We start from the raw sequence: 16,883 nt of genomic DNA on the forward strand, positions 1-16,883 counted from the left end.
CGGCCACTGAGGCCGGTCGGTTGATGTCACAGGCGCTTGGCGCTGATCACGTCGTTGAGCTGGCTGAGCTTGGCCAGCGCCCGGTTGAAGGCGTTGATGTTGTAGATCTCCAGCTCCATGTCGATCTCCGCGGTCTGCTCGCGCACGTTGGAGCGCGAGCGCACCCCCATCACGTTGATCTTCTCGTTGGCGAGCACCGTGGTGATGTCACGCAACAGGCCGGATCTGTCGTTGGAGAGGATCCGAATGGTGAGGCCATAACCGCCGGAGTAGTTCTCCCCCCAGACCGCCTCGATCAGCCGCTCCGGGTTGCGGCGGGACAGCTCCTTGAGCTGCTCGCAGTCCTCCCGGTGGATGGAGACGCCGCGCCCCATGGTGATGAAGCCCTGGATGCCGTCCCCCGGAATGGGCTGACAGCAGCGGGCGATGTGGGTCATCAGATTGCCGACCCCTTCCACTACGATGTGATCCTTGGGCTTGGGCCGGAACGGCACATTGGCCTTCTGCTCCAGCTTCGCCAGCAGGCGGCGATCCTCTTCCTCCGCCGTCGGCTTGTTGTAGCGGGTGTCCAGGTAGTTGAGCAGTTGGTTGATGCGAATGTCGCCGCTGCCGATGCCGGCAAGCAGGTCGTCCAGCTCCTCGGCATGGAAGCGCTCCAGCACCACCTTGTCCACCTTGGAGAGGGTCAGGTTGTGCCTGTCCAGCTCCTTCTCCAGCAGCTCCTTGCCAGCGGCGATGTTCTTGTCCCGATCCAGCTTTCTGAACCAGGTCGCCACCTTGGCCCGCGCCCGGCTGGAGCGCAGGAAGCCGGCGTTGGGGTTCATCCAGTCGCGGCTCGGGTTCGGCTCCTTCTGGGTGATCACCTCCACCTGATCGCCGGTCTGCAGGGTGTAGGTGAAGGGCACGATGCGGCCATCCACCTTGGTGCCGATGCAGCGGTGACCGATCATGCTGTGCACGTGGTAGGCAAAATCCAGCGGCGTGGCGCCGGCCGGCAGATCGATGACATCGCCCTTGGGGGTGAAGACATAGACTCTGTCTTCGAACACCTGACTGCGCAGATCGTCCAGCAGAGAGCCACTTTCCGACAGATCCTCCTGCCAGGCGAGGAGCTTGCGCAGCCACTCGATCTTGTCCTCGAAGGTGCTGGTCTTGGCGGCGACCTGGGCACCTTCCTTGTAGCGCCAGTGGGCGGCGACACCGAGTTCGGCGTCCTGGTGCATCTGATCGGTCCGGATCTGGATCTCGACCGTCTTGCCCTCCTCCCCTACCACCACGGTGTGGATGGACTGGTAGCCGTTGGGCTTGGGGTTGGCGACATAGTCGTCGAATTCACGGGGAATATGGTGGAAATGGGTGTGCACTATGCCGAGCGCCGCGTAGCAATCCTGCAGCCGCTTGGTCACCACCCGTACCGCGCGCACGTCGAACAGCTCGTTGAATTCGAGGTGCTTCTTCTGCATCTTGCGCCAGATGCTGTAGATGTGTTTAGGCCGGCCATAGACCTCGGCCTCGACTCCGGCTTCGGCAAGCGCATCGCGCAGGGACTGCACGAACTCACGGATGTAGCGCTCCCGATCGAGACGCTTCTCGTCGAGTTGCTTGGCAATCTGCTTGTAGGTGTCCGGGTGCAGGTAACGGAAGGCGAGATCTTCGAGCTCCCATTTCAGCTGACCTATGCCGAGGCGGTTGGCCAGCGGCGCATAGATGTTGGTGATCTCCTGGGCCATCAGCACCCGGGTCTCCTCATCCGCCAGCTTGGCCTCCCGCAGGCAGGCGATCCGCTCCGCCAGCTTGATGACGACGGCGCGCACATCCTCGACCATGGCGAGCAACATGCGGCGCACGTTGTCCACCTGCTCCGGCGAGGTTTCGCTGCGGTGCAGGGTCTGCAGGGAACGGATGGCCTCCATCTCCAGCACCCCTTCCACCAGCTTGGCGATTTTGGGGCCAAAGTCCTCTTCAAGCTTCTCCTGCTGGAGGAGGCCGGCTTCCACGAAGGGGTAGAGGATAGCTGCCTTGAGGGTGGCGAGATCCATGCTGAGCATCAGCAGTATGCCGACCATCTCGACCCCGCGCACCAGCAGGCGGCTGGTGAGCGCCTCGTCACCGAGGGTCAGGCAATACTGGTAAGCGGTTCGCAGCTGATTCTTGTCGCCTTCACTCAGGGAGAGGGAACTGACCCACTCTTCCAGAGTGAAATTGTCTTTCAAATGAATATCGCGCACCGCAACCATGGTATCAATCCTTAAAATTGTGGGGTCGAAAGCCGGTGCTTTCCTGCCCCTCATCAGCTGATGAATGCCTCAAATGGGGATAAACAAGAGACTTTTCAAGGCATGTCATCCTCAAAGGTGACAGGAGTCTCCAACAAGCCTTGCCGATCCCTGCGGGCCTAGATTACCCCAATCATTTTCTCTCAAACAGCACCCTGGATGCCAGATGGCCAGCATGAAAGCGCTCGCTGCCGGGGCTGGATTACCTTGTCCATTTTCTCTCGAGCAGCTCCCTGGATGCCAGATAGCCAGTATGAGAGAGCACATCCAGCCCCTACAACAAGCCAACTGTCGGGGCCGGATTACCTTCTTTATTTTCTCTCAAACAGCGCCATGGATTCCAGATGGCCGGTGTGAGGGAACATGTCCAGCATCCCCAGGCGGGTCAGCCGGTAGCCCTCTTTCACCAGCACCTGACTGTCCCGCGCCAGGGTGACCGGGTTACAGGAAACATAGACCACCCGTTTCGGGGAAAGTGCCGCCACGTGGCTCATCACCTCCAGCGCACCTGGCCTGGCCGGATCCAGCAAGACCAGGTCAAAGCCTTCCCGCGCCCAGGACATGCCGACGATGTCACCGCTCAAGTCCGCCTTGTAGAAGCGGGCGTTGTCGATGCCGTTGCGACGGGCGTTTTCTTCGGCGCGCGCCACCATGGCCAGCTCCCCCTCGACCCCCACCACCTCGCGGGCCTGACGGGCCAGCGGCAGGGTGAAGTTGCCGATGCCGCAGAACAGATCCAGCACCTTGTCATCCTTGGTCGCCCCCAGCCAGGACAGCGCCTGGGCAACCATGCTCTGGTTGATGGGACCATTGACCTGAATGAAGTCACCGGGGGCGAATGCAAGAGCCAGGCCATCGAGGGAATAGCTCGGCTGGAATTGCTGACGCAGGGGTTCTATCTGCTCGTCCGCGGCCTGCAGGTAGAGATCGATGCCCTGAGCCTCGGCAAACTCCACCAGCAGGGCGCGGTCCATCTCGTTGGGGCGGCCGGTGTGGCGCAGCAGCATCATGATGCCCTGCTCGGCCTGGATGAACTCGGCATGACCCAGCTCACGCTGGCTCTTGAGGCGATTGAGACAGTCGCGCAGCGGGTTGATGAGGGCAGACAGGGGCGCGCTCAGCACGGGACAACCGCTGATCTCCACCAGGTCATTGGACTGGCGACGGCGGAAGCCGACCCGGGTGCAGCGACCGTTCTTGTCAAACTTGATGGCCAGGCGGCAGACCCGGCGATAGGCACGGGACTCGCCGGTCAGCACGGGCTCCAGCGTCGGTGCCTGGATGTTGCCGAGCCGCTCGAACAGGCTGACCAGCCCGGCCTCCTTGACCGCCTGCTGATCCGCTTCGCCGAGGTGCTGGGCACTGCAACCGCCGCACTCGCGATAATGGGGGCAGAAGGGATCGATGCGATTGGCCGCCGGGGTCACTATCTGTTGCAGGGCGGCGTGGGCATAGTGCTTCTTGTCATCGACGATGCGAGCCTTGATCAGCTCACCGGGGAGTGCCCCTTCGACGAAGATGGCCTTGCCCTGATGACGGCCGACACCGACACAGTGGTGGTCCAGACTGTCTATCGTAAATTCAATACGTTGGGGCTGGGTGGATTTCTTTTGGGGCTTGAAAAACTGGGCCATAAAACTTGGTGCCTATAGGTGGCTATGTCATGATTGTGGAATCTGCAGCAGGCCATTGTCCCACAAGAATAATAGTATGACCAAATACGGTCTGAGGGCCCGGGCTGTGGCATTCAACCCTATCGCCAATGCTGACCATAAGTGGCCCATGGATATGACCCGATACGGCCCCCAAGCCCGTGCTGCAATGACCCTTATCTTCCTGCCCATCTTCATCATCGCCGGTGGTTTATCAGCATGACTAGATACGGTCTGCGGGCCCGTGTGCTGGCTTTTACCATATTGCCAACCCTGATCATCGGCGGCCTGATTGCCGGGTATTTCACCTTCCACCGCTATCATCAGCTGGAAAACAACCTGATCGACCAGGGCATCAACATCATCGAGCCCCTGGCCATCGCCAGCGAATACGGCATGACCCAGCACAGCCGCGAGTCCCTCAAGCGGCTGATCGGGCTCACCCATCGCAAGAATTCGCCCTTCATCAAGTCCATCGCCGTCTTCACCCAGGACAACCAGCTGTTCGTCACCTCCAACTACCACAGGGACTTCGGCCAGTTGCGCCTGCCCGATGGCAGCGCCATCCCGGAGTTGACCAGCGTCTCCTTCAACGGTGATGACATCATCCTGCGCACCCCGATCCAGGCCGAGACCAGCCTGGACGGCTTCCCCCTGCCGAGCGATCTGGAGCCGCCGGTGATCGGCTACATCTCCATGCAGCTCGCCACCGACAGGGCCATCGTCCTGCAGTATCGGGATGCCTTCTTCGCCGTGCTCATGGTGCTCATCGGCCTCGCCATCAGCACCCTGTTCGGCTTCCGGTTGGTCAAGAGCGTGACCCAGCCCATCACCGACATGGTGCAAGCGGTGCACCGGATCAGGGAGGGGCGGCTCGATACCCGGGTCAGCGGCCAGCTCACCGGTGAGCTGGACATGCTGAAGAACGGCATCAACGCCATGGCCAAGGCGCTGTCTGAATACCATGAGGAGATGCAGCAGAACATCGATCAGGCCACCTCTGACTTGCGCGAGACCCTCGAACAGATAGAGATCCAGAACGTCGAGCTCGACATGGCGAAGAAACGGGCCCAGGAGGCGGCCAGGGTCAAGTCGGAGTTCCTTGCCAACATGTCCCACGAGCTGCGCACCCCCCTGAACGGCGTCATCGGCTTCACCCGCCAGTTGCTCAAGACCAGCCTGACCCCGAACCAGGCCGACTACATGCAGACCATCGAAAAGTCGGCGCGCAACCTGCTCGGCATCATCAACGACATCCTCGATTTTTCGAAACTCGAGGCCGGCAAGCTGCAGCTGGAGCACATCCCCTTCAGCCTGCGCGACACCCTCAACGAGACCATGCACCTGCTGGGGCCCAGCGCCCACGACAAGCAGCTGGAGCTCTCCTTGCAGGTGGATGCCGCGGTGCCGGACTATCTCACCGGCGATCCCATGCGCCTGCAGCAGGTGCTGACCAACCTCACCGGCAACGCCATCAAGTTCACCGAGCACGGCAACGTGGATGTCCGCGTCGAGCAGACCGGCGGTGCCCATGGCAACAAGGTGCGCCTCAAGGTGCTGATCCGCGATACCGGCATCGGTATCTCCGAGGAGCAGCAACGCCAGCTGTTCCAGGCCTTCAACCAGGCCGACTCCTCGATCTCGCGCCGCTACGGCGGCACCGGTCTCGGCCTCGTCATCACCCAGAAGCTGGTGCAGCAGATGGGTGGCCAGATCCGGTTCGAGTCCGAATTCGGCAAGGGCTCCGTCTTCTCCTTCAACCTGGAGCTGGACGTCTCCCCCCTGCCCCAGACCGACAGACTGCCGCTGGATGGGATCCAGGGCAAGCGGGTCTGGCTGCTGGAGCCGGATCCCTTCGCCCACGCCTCCCTGCACGTCCTGCTGGCCGAATGGCAGCTGGATGTGCAATCCCTGTCCATCGACGCCGACTGGCCCGAGATGAACAGTCAGGACATCGTCATCATCGGCAGCAGCACCCTGCACACTCCGCAGCAGGTGATCCGCCGCCTCGATGCCCTGAGCGGACAACACAACGCCATAGTGGTGCTCAGCAGCCACGAGCCCGCCCTGTATGACGCCATGCAGGCTCACGGCGCCCAGCACTGCCTCTCCAAGCCCATCAATCACCGCAAGCTGCTCAACGCCCTGCTCTCCCCGGACGCCGTCCGGAGCATCCCGCTGCCGGCCCCGTCACAGCGCCAGGTGCAGGACGTCAAGGTGCTGGCGGTGGATGACAATGCCGCCAACCTCAAGCTCATCGCGGCCATGCTCAAGGAGATGGTGAGCCAGGTGGTAGTGTGCAAGAACGGCAAGGAGGCAGTCAGCCTGGCCCAGAGCCAGCCGTTCGACATCATCTTCATGGATATCCAGATGCCGATCATGGACGGCATCAGCGCCACCCAGGCGATACGCCACCACTCCCTCAACACCGAGACCCCCATAGTCGCGGTCACCGCCCACGCCATTCCCGGCGAGCGGGAGCGACTGATCCGCCAGGGCATGGACGACTATCTGGCCAAGCCCATCGACGAGAGCATGCTGGCGCAGCTCATCACCGACTTCGCCCATCGCCGCCACCAGAATCACGGGGATCAGCAGATAGACTGGTCACTGGCAGTGCGCCAGGCCGCCGGCAAGACGGATCTCGCCCTGGAGATGCTGCGCATGCTGCTGGCCAGCTTCGATGAGGTGGAGCCCGTGCTGGAGGCGGCGCTGGCGGGTGAGGTGGACGATGCCGAAGTCCTGGCTCAGCTCCATCGCCTCAACGGCGGCTGTGCCTACTCAGGGGTGCCAGGCCTGCAACGTCTGCTCTCCCAGCTCGAGCAGCAGCTGCGCGACGGGGTGCCGGTCAGCGAGCTGGAGCCCGAGCTGCTGGAGCTGCAGGATGCGCTGGAGCAGGTGCGCCAGGAGGCCCCCCGCTACCTCGGGGCGACCGAATAAGCCGTCGTGATGAAAGGCGACAGCAGGATGAGCGGCCCATCGGCGCGGGCGGCATCCACCAGGGATCGGGCAAAGCAGCCGCTTTTTATGGCGGTAAGCTCGGCAGATGGTAAAATCGCGCCGTTTCCACAGGAGTCAACATGACGAATAACGATATTCTGCGCCGTCTGCGCTACGCCCTCACCATCAGCAACGACCAGATGGTCGATATGTTTGCCAAGGGCAACCTGACCGTCGATCACGCCCAACTGCACAGCTGGTTGCTCAAGGGCGCCGAGGAAGGGGAAGAGCAGGAAGCGGGCTTTGTCGCCTGCCCCGACGCCGCCCTGAGCCAGTTCCTCGACGGCTTCATCATCGCCCGCCGCGGTGTGAAAGAAGGCGCCCCCGCCCAGGTGGTCCCGAACCGGATCAACAACAACCTGATCCTGCGCAAGCTGCGGATCGGCCTGGACTACAAGGAAGAAGACATGCTCAGCACCCTGAAGCTCGCCAACTTCAACCTGTCCAAGTCCGAGCTCAGTGCCCTGTTCCGCTCCAAGGATCACAAGCACTACCAGGATTGCGGGGATCAGATCCTGCGCAACTTCCTCATTGGCCTCACCGCCAAGCATCGCGCTTGACATAGGCACCGCGCCTAAGCCATGGACCAGCGCCACTCACCGTCAGCCCGCATCAGGATGGCCGGTGAGCGGTGCTGGTCGCTCTGTCTTCTTGTTCTGCTGCTGACCGCCTGTCAGCCCGCGCCCGAGCCCGCCCCCTACCGCCTCGATACCCGCCATGTCAGCGCCAACCAGAATGAGCGCATCGCCTTCCTGATCCTGCACTACACGGATGAGGACGACGCCCACTCCCTGCGTCTGCTGACCGAGCCCGAGCACAAGGTGAGTGCCCACTACCTGGTCCCGCGCGACACCGAACAACGCCCGCTCCCCGTCTATCAGCTGGTGCCCGACAGCCAGCGCGCCTGGCACGCAGGCCGCAGCCGCTGGCAGCAGTATGCGGGGCTCAACGCCAGCTCGCTCGGCATCGAGATAGTCAACCTGGGCTACGACGAGCAGGAGGCCGATCTCCCCGTTCACCTTCGCCACTGGCAACCCTATACCCCCGCCCAGATCGCCGCCGTCGGTGCCCTCAGTCGGGAGCTGGTCCAGCGCTACCGGATACCGCCAACCCAGGTGCTGGGGCACAGCGACGTCGCCCCCGAACGCAAGCAGGATCCCGGCCCACTCTTCCCCTGGCGCGAGCTGGCCCTGACGTACGGCGTCGGTGCCTGGCCGGACGAGGCCAGGGTCGCGACCCTGCAACAAGCCCCTCTACCCGCCTGGGATGCCCTCCAGTGGCAGCAGGGGCTCGCCCGCTACGGCTATGGCATTGCCCCCAGCGGCCTCTGGGATGAGCAGAGCCGCGCCGTGCTGCGCGCCTTCCAGCTCCACTTTCGCCCCGCCCTGGTCAATGGCGAGCCGGATGCCGAGAGCCAGGCCATCTTGATGGCACTGCTGGAACGTTACTTCCCGGCCCACTGAATTCCTGCACTGAAAAACAACAAGGGACGCCGTGGCGTCCCTTGTTCGTGCGATCCCGATAATCCGGCATCAGATCCCCTGGCGGGCTTCCTGCATCAGCAGACGCATGTCGCTGACCGCCTTGGCCAGGCCGTCGAAGGCGGCGCGACCTATGATGGCGTGGCCGATGTTGAGCTCATAGAGCTCGGGGATGGCGGCGATGGCCTTGACGTTGTGATAGTGCAGGCCGTGGCCGGCGTTCACTTTCAGCCCCTTGCCGGCGGCATAGGAGGCACCGGCGGCGATGCGCTTGAACTCGGCGTTGCGCTCCGCATCCGTGGTGGCATCGGCGTAACGGCCGGTGTGGATCTCGATGAAGGGGGCGCCACTCGCGGCGGCGGCGTCGATCTGCAGCGGATCGGCGTCGATAAACAGCGACACCTGAGCGCCGACGGTGGCGAGGCGGGTCACCGCATCGGTGATCTTGTCGAGCTGCCCGGCCACGTCCAGGCCACCCTCTGTGGTCACCTCGGTGCGTTTCTCCGGCACCAGGCAGACGAACTGGGGCTGGATCCGCTGGGCGATGCCGATCATCTCCTCGGTCACCGCCATCTCCAGGTTCATCCTGGTCTGGATGGTCTGGCGCAGGACCTCAACATCGCGGTCGGTGATGTGACGGCGATCTTCCCGCAGGTGAATCGTGATGCCATCGGCACCGGCCTGCTCGGCCACGAAGGCGGCCTGTACCGGATCCGGGTACTGGGTGCCGCGGGCATTGCGCAGGGTGGCGATATGGTCGATGTTCACACCCAGGTAGATCTCGCTCATTGCTTACTCCTTGATACAGGTCATCTGTTCACTGCGGGTTGGCGAGTGCGCCAGCCTTGTCTGTCCATGGGCCGCCACCTGTCAATATTTGCACGCAGATGGCAGTGTTATATTCTTTAAGTGATCATTTTATATACATAAAAGATCACTAAATTCATCTAATTCAGCCTGAAACACTGCCTCTGCGTTTCAGAAACAGCTCACGACTCTTCAACTGGCGTTTCCCGAAACATGAGAGGTTGCAGCGCCAGCCGATACTAGCCTCATGCACTCGCCTTACGCTTTAAAAACAGCTCCCGGCTCTTTAGCTGGCGTTTCCCCAGATAGGGTTGCAGCGCCAGCCGGCTGAAACGCTTGGCCGCCTGCAGCAAGGGAGGGCTGTCGAAACGCCCCTCGGCGAAGGCCAGCAGGTGGGCACCGAGGAACAGGGTACGGGGATCCGGCGCCCGCTCGCAAGCAACAAAGCCGAGTTCGCGCTCGAAGCCGTACAGCAGCTCGGGCCGGATCGCGGACTCGTCATCGGCGGCATATTCGAAATCCACCGCGTAGCCGAGGGCCTGCAACAGCAGGAACTCGAAGCGGCGCAACGGCAGCTCGGGGGTCTCGCCATCTGCCAGCGCCATCAGGGCGCGGGCATAGGCGTCGAACACCTCGGGGAAAGGGGTGTGAGCTTCGAGCAGGTAGTAGACCAGCTCGTTCAGGTAGAGGCCGTAGAACAGGCGGTCGCCGCCGAGACGCAGGGAGTGATCCGGGCATTCGACCTGGGCGAGATTCTTGAGATCGCCCTTGCCGCGCCAACTCAGGGTGAGCAGGGTGAAGGGTTGCAGCAGCCCCTTCAGAGGGGAGCGTGGCCCGCGAGAACCGCGAGCCACCAGGGTAAAGCGGCCACTATCCTGGGTGAATACCTCGACCAGCTGGCTGGTCTCCCGATAGGGCCGACTGTGGATGACGAAAGCCGGACTCAGCAATCGCTCAGCGCCACTTAGTCATCGCCATAGCCGAGACTGCGCAGGGCGCGCTCGTCATCGGCCCAGCCCGATTTGACCTTGACCCACAGCTCCAGGTGCACCTTGTTCTGGAACAACCGTTCCATGTCGAGGCGCGCCTCTGTGCCTATGGTCTTGATCTTCTCACCCTTGTTGCCGATGACCATCTTCTTCTGGCCTTCACGTTCAACCAGGATCAGGCCGTGGATGTGGTACAGACCGTTTTCCTCCACCTTGAAGCGTTCGATCTCCACCGTCACCGAGTAAGGCAGCTCCTCACCGGTGAAGCGCATCAGCTTCTCGCGGATGATCTCGGAGGCCATGAAGCGGGACGAACGGTCGGTCACGTAATCTTCCGGGAAGAAGTGGTTGTTTTCCGGCAGCAGATCCTTGGCCCACTCGCGGATCTTCTCCACGTTGGTGCCCTTCTCGGCACTGATGGGCAGGATGTGGGAGAACTTCATCTGCTGACCGAGCCACTCCAGGTGCGGCAGCAGGTCTTCCTTGTCCTTGACGTTGTCTACCTTGTTGACCGCCAGCACCACGGGGCAGGGCAGATGGCGCAGCTTGCCGAGCACCATCTCGTCATCCTTGGTCCAGTGGGTACCGTCGACCATGAATACCACCATGGCCACGTCCCCCAGCGAACTGGTGGCGGCGCGGTTCATCAATCGGTTGATGGCCCGCTTCTCCTCGATGTGCAGACCCGGGGTATCCACAAAGATGGTTTGATAGTTGTCCTCGGTGTCGATCCCCAAGATCCGGTGACGGGTGGTCTGGGGCTTCTTCGAGGTGATGCTGACCTTCTGGCCGAGCAGCTTGTTGAGCAGGGTGGACTTGCCAACGTTGGGGCGCCCCACGATGGCGACAAAGCCGCAATAAGTCGTATCTGTCATGACAGTTTTTCCAATGCCTGTTGTGTTGAAAGACCGTGGCCTCTTGCATCAATAGCAGTCATGACAGTCTTTCCAATGCTTGCTGCGCCGCGGCCTGTTCGGCCTTGCGACGGCTGGTGCCGACCCCGACCAGCGGACCCGCCAGGCCATCTACCTCACACTGGACGGTAAACTCCTGGTTGTGGGCTTCGCCCTTGACGTTGGTCACTGTGTAGGTCGGCAGGGATTTGCGGGTTCCCTGCAAAATTTCCTGTAGCCGGGTCTTGGGGTCCTTCTGCTCTATGCCTGGCTTGATCTCGTCCAGGCGGCTGGCGTACCAGCTCAGCAACAGGGTCCGCACCGTCTCCAGATTGGTATCCAGATAGACGGCGCCGATCACCGCCTCGACCGTGTCGGCCAGGATCGACTCGCGGCGGAATCCGCCGCTTTTCAGCTCGCCCGGTCCCAGGATCAGATGATCGCCGAGGTCAAATTCCCGGCCGAGCTCGGCCAGGGTCTTCTCGCGCACCAGGGTGGCGCGCATCCGGCTGAGATCCCCTTCCGCCGCTTGCGGGAAGCGGTGGAAGAGTTCATCGGCAATCACCAGACTCAGGATGGAGTCACCCAGAAATTCCAGTCGCTCGTTGTGACGGGAACCGGCACTGCGGTGCGTCAAGGCCCGGGTCAGTCGTTCCTGATCCTGAAAGACATGCCCGAGACGGGACTGCAGTCTGTTCATCTTGATATTCATTTACTGTATTCCGCCGATGCGGTTGAAGCGCACGCCAGTCGGCACCCAGCTTGGCAAGCTGGAACCTTCCTCGCGCTCAAATTCGAAGCTGATCCAGATGGCAACCGCCTTGCCCACCAGATTCTGCTCGGGCACGAAGCCCCAGAACCGGCTGTCGGTGCTGTTGTCGCGGTTGTCGCCCATCACGAAATAGTGGCCTTCCGGCACCACCCACTCATCCGGGTAGGTGCCCGGCTGGCGGTAGTAGCGATCCACCAGATCCGGCATCAGGGGATTGCGCAGGGTTTCGTGAGGAACGTTGCCCAGCTGTTCGGTGTAGCGATCCAGCGGGATCCCCATCTGGCTGAACTCGCCCCGCTGTTCAAACTTGACGTCGAGCTTCTTGAAGCCCGGGCACGTTTTCCCTGCCTGCTCCTCGCACTTGGGCCGGATCATCAGCTCCTTGTTGCGATAGATGACCCTGTCCCCCGGCATGCCGACTACCCGCTTGATGTAGTCAATCCGGGTATCCAGCGGATACTTGAACACCACCACATCGCCGCGCGCAGGCTTGCCTGTCTCGAGGAACTGGGTGTTGGTCACGGGATCCTTGAGGCCGTAGGCAAACTTCTCCACCAGGATGAAGTCACCCACCAGCAGGGTCGGCATCATGGAGCCAGAGGGGATCTGGAATGGCTCGAAGATGAAGGAACGCAGGATCAGCACCAGCGCGATGACCGGGAAGACCCCGCCGGTCTGTTCGATCCAGACCGGCATGGGGGCCACACTGGCCAGCGTCTTCTCGTCGACATTCGGGCCGGCATTGGCGCGGGCCGCCGCAATCTTGGCCGCCCGTTGCTTGGACCAGACCAGCTTGTCGACGGTCCAGATGATACCGGTCAGGACGGTGACAATCGCCAGGATCAGGGAAAAGGTGCTAGCCATCGATTAGTCCTTGCCTACGTGGAGGATAGCGAGGAAGGCCTCTTGCGGCACGTCGACACGGCCGACAGACTTCATCCGCTTCTTGCCTTCTTTCTGCTTGTTCAACAGCTTCTTCTTCCGGCTCACGTCACCACCGTAACACTTGGCGGTCACGTCTTTGCGCAGGGCCTTGACGGTGCTGCGGGCGATGATCTGGTTGCCGATAGACGCCTGAATCGCGATGTCGAACATCTGGCGCGGGATCAGCTCACGCATCTTCTCCACCACCTGGCGACCGCGATACTGGGCGTTCTCCTTGTGGGTGATGATGGCCAGAGCATCGACGCGCTCGCCGTTGATCATGATGTCGAGGCGCACCATGTCGGAGGTCTCGAAGCGTTTGAAGCCGTAATCCAGGGAGGCGTAGCCACGACTGGTGGACTTGAGGCGGTCGAAGAAATCGAGCACCACTTCCGCCATCGGGATCTCGTAGGTCAGCGCCACCTGCTTGCCGTGGTAGACCATGTTGGTTTGCACGCCACGCTTCTCGATACAGAGGGTGATGACGTTGCCCATGTACTCCTGCGGCAGCAGGATGTTGCACTCGGCGATGGGCTCGCGCATCTCCTTGATGTTGTTGACCGGAGGCATGGCGGACGGGCTGTCGATGTGGATGGTCGAGCCGTCGTTGAGCTCGATTTCATACACTACGGTCGGCGCCGTGGTGATCAGATCCAGATCGTATTCCCGCTCCAGCCGCTCCTGGATGATCTCCATGTGCAGCATGCCGAGGAAGCCACAACGGAAGCCGAAGCCCAGCGCGGTGGAGCTTTCCGGCTCGAAGAACAGGGAGGCATCGTTGAGGGACAGCTTGTCCAGCGCATCGCGGAAGGACTCATAGTCGTCGCTGGAGATGGGGAACAGGCCCGCATACACCTGCGGCTTGACCTTCTTGAAGCCCGCCAGCACCTTGTCGGCACCGTTCTTGGCCTGCGTCAGGGTGTCACCCACCGGCGCACCGTGGATGTCCTTGATGCCGCAGACGACCCAACCTACCTCGCCACAACCCAGGCCCATGGTGTCCACCTGCTTGGGCGTGAAGATACCGATGCGATCGACACCCCACACCTGACCGGTGCTCATCACCTTGATCTTGTCGTTCTTCTTGAGCGAACCGTTCTTGATGCGCACCAGGGAGACGACGCCCAGATAGGAGTCGAACCAGGAGTCGATGATCAGCGCCTGCAGCGGTGCATCGGGATCACCGACCGGCGCCGGAATGCGGGCCACTATCTCTTCGAGCACCAGATCGACACCCAGGCCGGTCTTGGCGGAGCAGCGCACCGCCTCCATGGCATCGATACCGACGATGTCTTCGATCTCTTCGGCGACCCGCTCGGGTTCGGCAGCCGGCAGATCGATCTTGTTCAGGATTGGCACTACTTCCAGCTCCATCTCCATGGCGGTGTAGCAGTTGGCCAGAGTCTGTGCCTCAACCCCCTGACCGGCATCCACCACCAGCAGCGCCCCTTCACAGGCCGCCAATGAGCGGGAGACTTCGTAGGAGAAATCCACGTGGCCGGGGGTGTCGATAAAGTTCAGCTGGTAGGTGTTACCGTCTTGTGCCTGGTAGTTCAGGGTCACACTCTGTGCTTTGATGGTAATGCCGCGCTCGCGCTCCAGATCCATGGAGTCAAGCACCTGAGCCTGCATCTCGCGGGAGGACAGGCCGCCGCAAGTCTGGATCAGACGGTCCGACAGGGTCGATTTACCGTGGTCGATGTGCGCAATAATCGAAAAGTTACGAATGTATTTCATCGAGCAAGAATCACTCAAAATTAAGTTAGGGTCGGATATGAGGGCAGGATTTTACTGGATAACCCGGTCGACGGCCAATCTTTAGTCGACGGGCACCAGAAATAGCACCTTGCCAATCACGCGTGCTGGCTGGCATAGAGCGCCACGCCGAGCATGAAAGAGCCAGAAATCGAATCTGGCCAGTGTCAGGAGAGGTGGCGGGTACTGAGGACCACACCGAGCATGCGAGGACCATATTCCCCTTGCTCTAGCCTTGCGGAAAAGTAACGAACCAGTAAAAAACCCAGGGTGCCACCGAGCAGGCAACTGAGAATGGTCACCCCTTCCCCCGCCGACAACAGCGGTGCCAGCCAGAGCTGACCCAAAATGGCACCGACAGCAGGCAGAACAGCGGCAGCACATACACCAGCGCCGCACCGCGCAATATGTTCGCCTGGGGAATGCCGAGGCGGATCTGCTGGCCAACATTCACCTCACCGGTGAGGGCAACCCGTAGTCGCTGCGATTTCATGGGGAAGGCCTTGGCGACAGTGCCGGTACCGCAGTTGGACTGCTGATGGCAGCCACTGCAGGCGGAGCGCCGTTCGCACTCCACCCAGGCATGGGTCCCCTCGATGGCGACCACGGTCGCCAGCTCTTCGCTCATGTTACTCACCTGACGGCTCCAGACTAACAGCAGTGGATTTATCCAATCTGAACACGCCCATTCCGCCGCGGCAAGCCAAATAGGTGTATCTCGGAGGGAACTTTATTGCACCGCCTCGTTGCGAGCCAGCGGCTGCACCGATTCGGCGATGCGTTTTGCGGTCTCGGCCGGGACCTCACCTACTACGGTGATCTCCACCCCGACCTCGTTGACATAACTCACCAGCGAGGTGGCGCCCTGGCGTATCAACTGCTGGCGCACCGCCTGCTTGGGATCGACTCGGGAGACATAGACTGAGAGATCCACCAGGCCATCGGAGAGCATCATGTAGTCCACCGGCTGGCTGGTGCTGACAAGCTGGTGCCGATCCTGAGAGAGTACCTTGAATCCAACCGGCAACCAGGTCAGGTGCCAGCTCAGGGTCTGCTGGGGCGTGGGATAGGCGTCTTCCAACGCCAGCGCCTCGGGCAACTTGCTGTTGGCCAGGGTCACCAGCCAGGGAGCCGGGGTCGATTGCCTGTCCAGATCCACGCCCAGCACCTGTTCCACCAGGTTGCCTTCCCGATCCACCATGTCAACCCGCAGCAAGAGATGGCTCTGCTCATCAACCCAGAGCACGAAGCCGTATTTGTCCGCTTCTTTGGGCACCAGCCTCACCACCTGGGCCACCAGACCGGCGACCCGGCTGCGGCCAGCCAGCACGGGGTCATAGCTCTCCAGCACCCTCGGCAACGGCATCTTCACCAGGCTCGACCAGACACCGGGGAAACGGGCGCCCTTGAGCGTATAGGGTTCATGGGTATTTTCGAAGAAGGTGTATTCGTTCTGGCGTTGCAGGTATTCCACCGTCTTGCCATCGAGATAGCTCAGATGAGCGATCTCCTTGCCATCTATCACTCCGTGACTGAAGCGGATGGGCTCGAGGCGCCCCTGACGGGCCTTGACCATGGATAACTCGAAATTTTGATGTGAAACGGCACTCTGCATCTGCTGCAACAAGGCCTCGGCCGACAGATCGTCGGCCGAGGCCTTGGCACAAATTAGCAGGAGAGAGGCCAGCAGGACACGGCTGGACTGGCGCACGATCTGATCCCTAAAAATGCGTTATTCCTGGATCTGCTTGTCTTGCAGCAGACGTTGTTGCAATTGGTGATCTCGCAAGAAGGCATTGATCCGCTCGCGCTGCTCTTGCATCTGCTGCTCACTCAACCCTTGCTGGCGAGTGGTGGCGCGGTTGCCATCTTGCGGATAATGCACGCTCACCGGGGTGGCACTGCCGCCCACCGGTATGGTATTGAGCACAGGATTGACCGGCATACCGTCGTGCCCCTGATACTGCTGCACACCGAAGATGACGGCGGCGGCGACCGAGGCGGCGATGGCGTACTGCCCCATCTGTTGGCCGAAGCGGCGGATCAACGGCAGCACCTTGCCGGTGGTGTGAACCTGCGGCGCTGTGGGTTGTACCGGCTTGGGAGCCAGCACTGTTGGTTCGTCTTCCAGCGCCAGCATGATGCTGTCACTGAGATCCAGTTGCAGATTGACCGACAGGTCGCCCCGCATGGCATCACCGATCAGATGGTAACGAGCCCAGGTATCCTGCAGAGCCGGATCCATTCCCAACTCATTCAGTACCTCAACATCGCTCAGGTCGCCATCCATCAGGGCTGAAAGTTGCTCTTTATTTGCCATAAGTTTGCCTGTCT

Annotated in this window: 13 protein-coding genes and 1 pseudogene; 3 read left to right on the forward strand and 11 right to left on the reverse strand. The window is 61.4% G+C overall.

Annotated elements, in window-relative coordinates:
* Positions 1 to 26: 26 nt before the first annotated feature.
* Together relA and rlmD are read right to left on the reverse strand one after the other, a co-directional pair.
* On the reverse strand, positions 27 to 2,237 hold the full coding sequence (gene relA / locus LG30_RS0100995) for a GTP diphosphokinase (protein ID WP_033128840.1): 2,211 nt from the start codon (positions 2,235 to 2,237) through the stop codon (positions 27 to 29).
* Between the two features lie 350 nt (positions 2,238 to 2,587).
* Positions 2,588 to 3,910 carry a 23S rRNA (uracil(1939)-C(5))-methyltransferase RlmD gene (gene rlmD, locus LG30_RS0101000; RefSeq protein WP_033128841.1) on the reverse strand — a complete coding sequence of 441 codons (1,323 nt, stop codon included), beginning with the start codon at positions 3,908 to 3,910 and terminating at the stop codon, positions 2,588 to 2,590.
* Between the two features lie 237 nt (positions 3,911 to 4,147).
* Here rlmD and barA point away from each other — a divergent pair, with 237 nt between their 5' ends.
* The 3 genes from barA (at position 4,148) to LG30_RS0101015 (ending at position 8,391) form a co-directional block, all read left to right on the forward strand.
* Positions 4,148 to 6,868 (forward strand): two-component sensor histidine kinase BarA, encoded by a 2,721-nt coding sequence (gene barA, locus LG30_RS0101005; RefSeq protein WP_033128842.1) that lies wholly within the window; start codon positions 4,148 to 4,150, stop codon positions 6,866 to 6,868.
* 140 nt (positions 6,869 to 7,008) lie between these two features.
* Entirely contained in the window at positions 7,009 to 7,488 is a 480-nt protein-coding gene (locus tag LG30_RS0101010; RefSeq protein ID WP_033128843.1) for a YehS family protein, read from the forward strand.
* A gap of 21 nt (positions 7,489 to 7,509) precedes the next feature.
* Positions 7,510 to 8,391: an N-acetylmuramoyl-L-alanine amidase gene (locus tag LG30_RS0101015; protein ID WP_033128844.1), complete on the forward strand. Its 882-nt coding sequence runs from the start codon at positions 7,510 to 7,512 to the stop codon at positions 8,389 to 8,391.
* A 69-nt stretch (positions 8,392 to 8,460) separates the two neighbouring features.
* Here the strand turns inward: LG30_RS0101015 and pdxJ are convergent, their stop codons facing one another.
* From pdxJ to LG30_RS0101060, 9 genes and pseudogenes are all read right to left on the reverse strand, one after another.
* Positions 8,461 to 9,198 carry a pyridoxine 5'-phosphate synthase gene (gene pdxJ, locus LG30_RS0101020; RefSeq protein WP_033128845.1) on the reverse strand — a complete coding sequence of 246 codons (738 nt, stop codon included), beginning with the start codon at positions 9,196 to 9,198 and terminating at the stop codon, positions 8,461 to 8,463.
* Positions 9,199 to 9,461: 263 nt separating this feature from the next.
* Entirely contained in the window at positions 9,462 to 10,166 is a 705-nt protein-coding gene (gene recO, locus LG30_RS0101025) for a DNA repair protein RecO (RefSeq protein WP_033128846.1), read from the reverse strand.
* A gap of 14 nt (positions 10,167 to 10,180) precedes the next feature.
* Positions 10,181 to 11,080, reverse strand: coding sequence for a GTPase Era (gene era / locus LG30_RS0101030; protein ID WP_033128847.1), 900 nt, complete (start codon positions 11,078 to 11,080; stop codon positions 10,181 to 10,183).
* Between the two features lie 58 nt (positions 11,081 to 11,138).
* Positions 11,139 to 11,810, reverse strand: coding sequence for a ribonuclease III (gene rnc, locus LG30_RS0101035; RefSeq protein WP_033128848.1), 672 nt, complete (start codon positions 11,808 to 11,810; stop codon positions 11,139 to 11,141).
* Positions 11,811 to 12,734 (reverse strand): signal peptidase I, encoded by a 924-nt coding sequence (gene lepB, locus LG30_RS0101040; protein WP_033128849.1) that lies wholly within the window; start codon positions 12,732 to 12,734, stop codon positions 11,811 to 11,813. It lies immediately after the preceding gene.
* A 3-nt stretch (positions 12,735 to 12,737) separates the two neighbouring features.
* Positions 12,738 to 14,531, reverse strand: a complete 1,794-nt coding sequence (gene lepA, locus LG30_RS0101045; protein ID WP_033128850.1) for a translation elongation factor 4 — start codon at positions 14,529 to 14,531, stop codon at positions 12,738 to 12,740.
* Between the two features lie 185 nt (positions 14,532 to 14,716).
* Positions 14,717 to 15,177, reverse strand: a pseudogene (locus tag LG30_RS20900) (SoxR reducing system RseC family protein).
* 102 nt (positions 15,178 to 15,279) lie between these two features.
* Complete coding sequence (locus LG30_RS0101055) at positions 15,280 to 16,260, reverse strand: MucB/RseB C-terminal domain-containing protein (protein WP_033128851.1); 981 nt, start codon at positions 16,258 to 16,260, stop codon at positions 15,280 to 15,282.
* A 21-nt stretch (positions 16,261 to 16,281) separates the two neighbouring features.
* Positions 16,282 to 16,869: an RseA family anti-sigma factor gene (locus LG30_RS0101060; protein ID WP_033128852.1), complete on the reverse strand. Its 588-nt coding sequence runs from the start codon at positions 16,867 to 16,869 to the stop codon at positions 16,282 to 16,284.
* Between the last annotated feature and the right edge of the window lie 14 nt (positions 16,870 to 16,883).

Origin of the sequence: Aeromonas aquatica (assembly GCF_000764655.1) — a bacterium.
Taxonomy (GTDB): Bacteria; Pseudomonadota; Gammaproteobacteria; order Enterobacterales; family Aeromonadaceae; genus Aeromonas; species Aeromonas aquatica.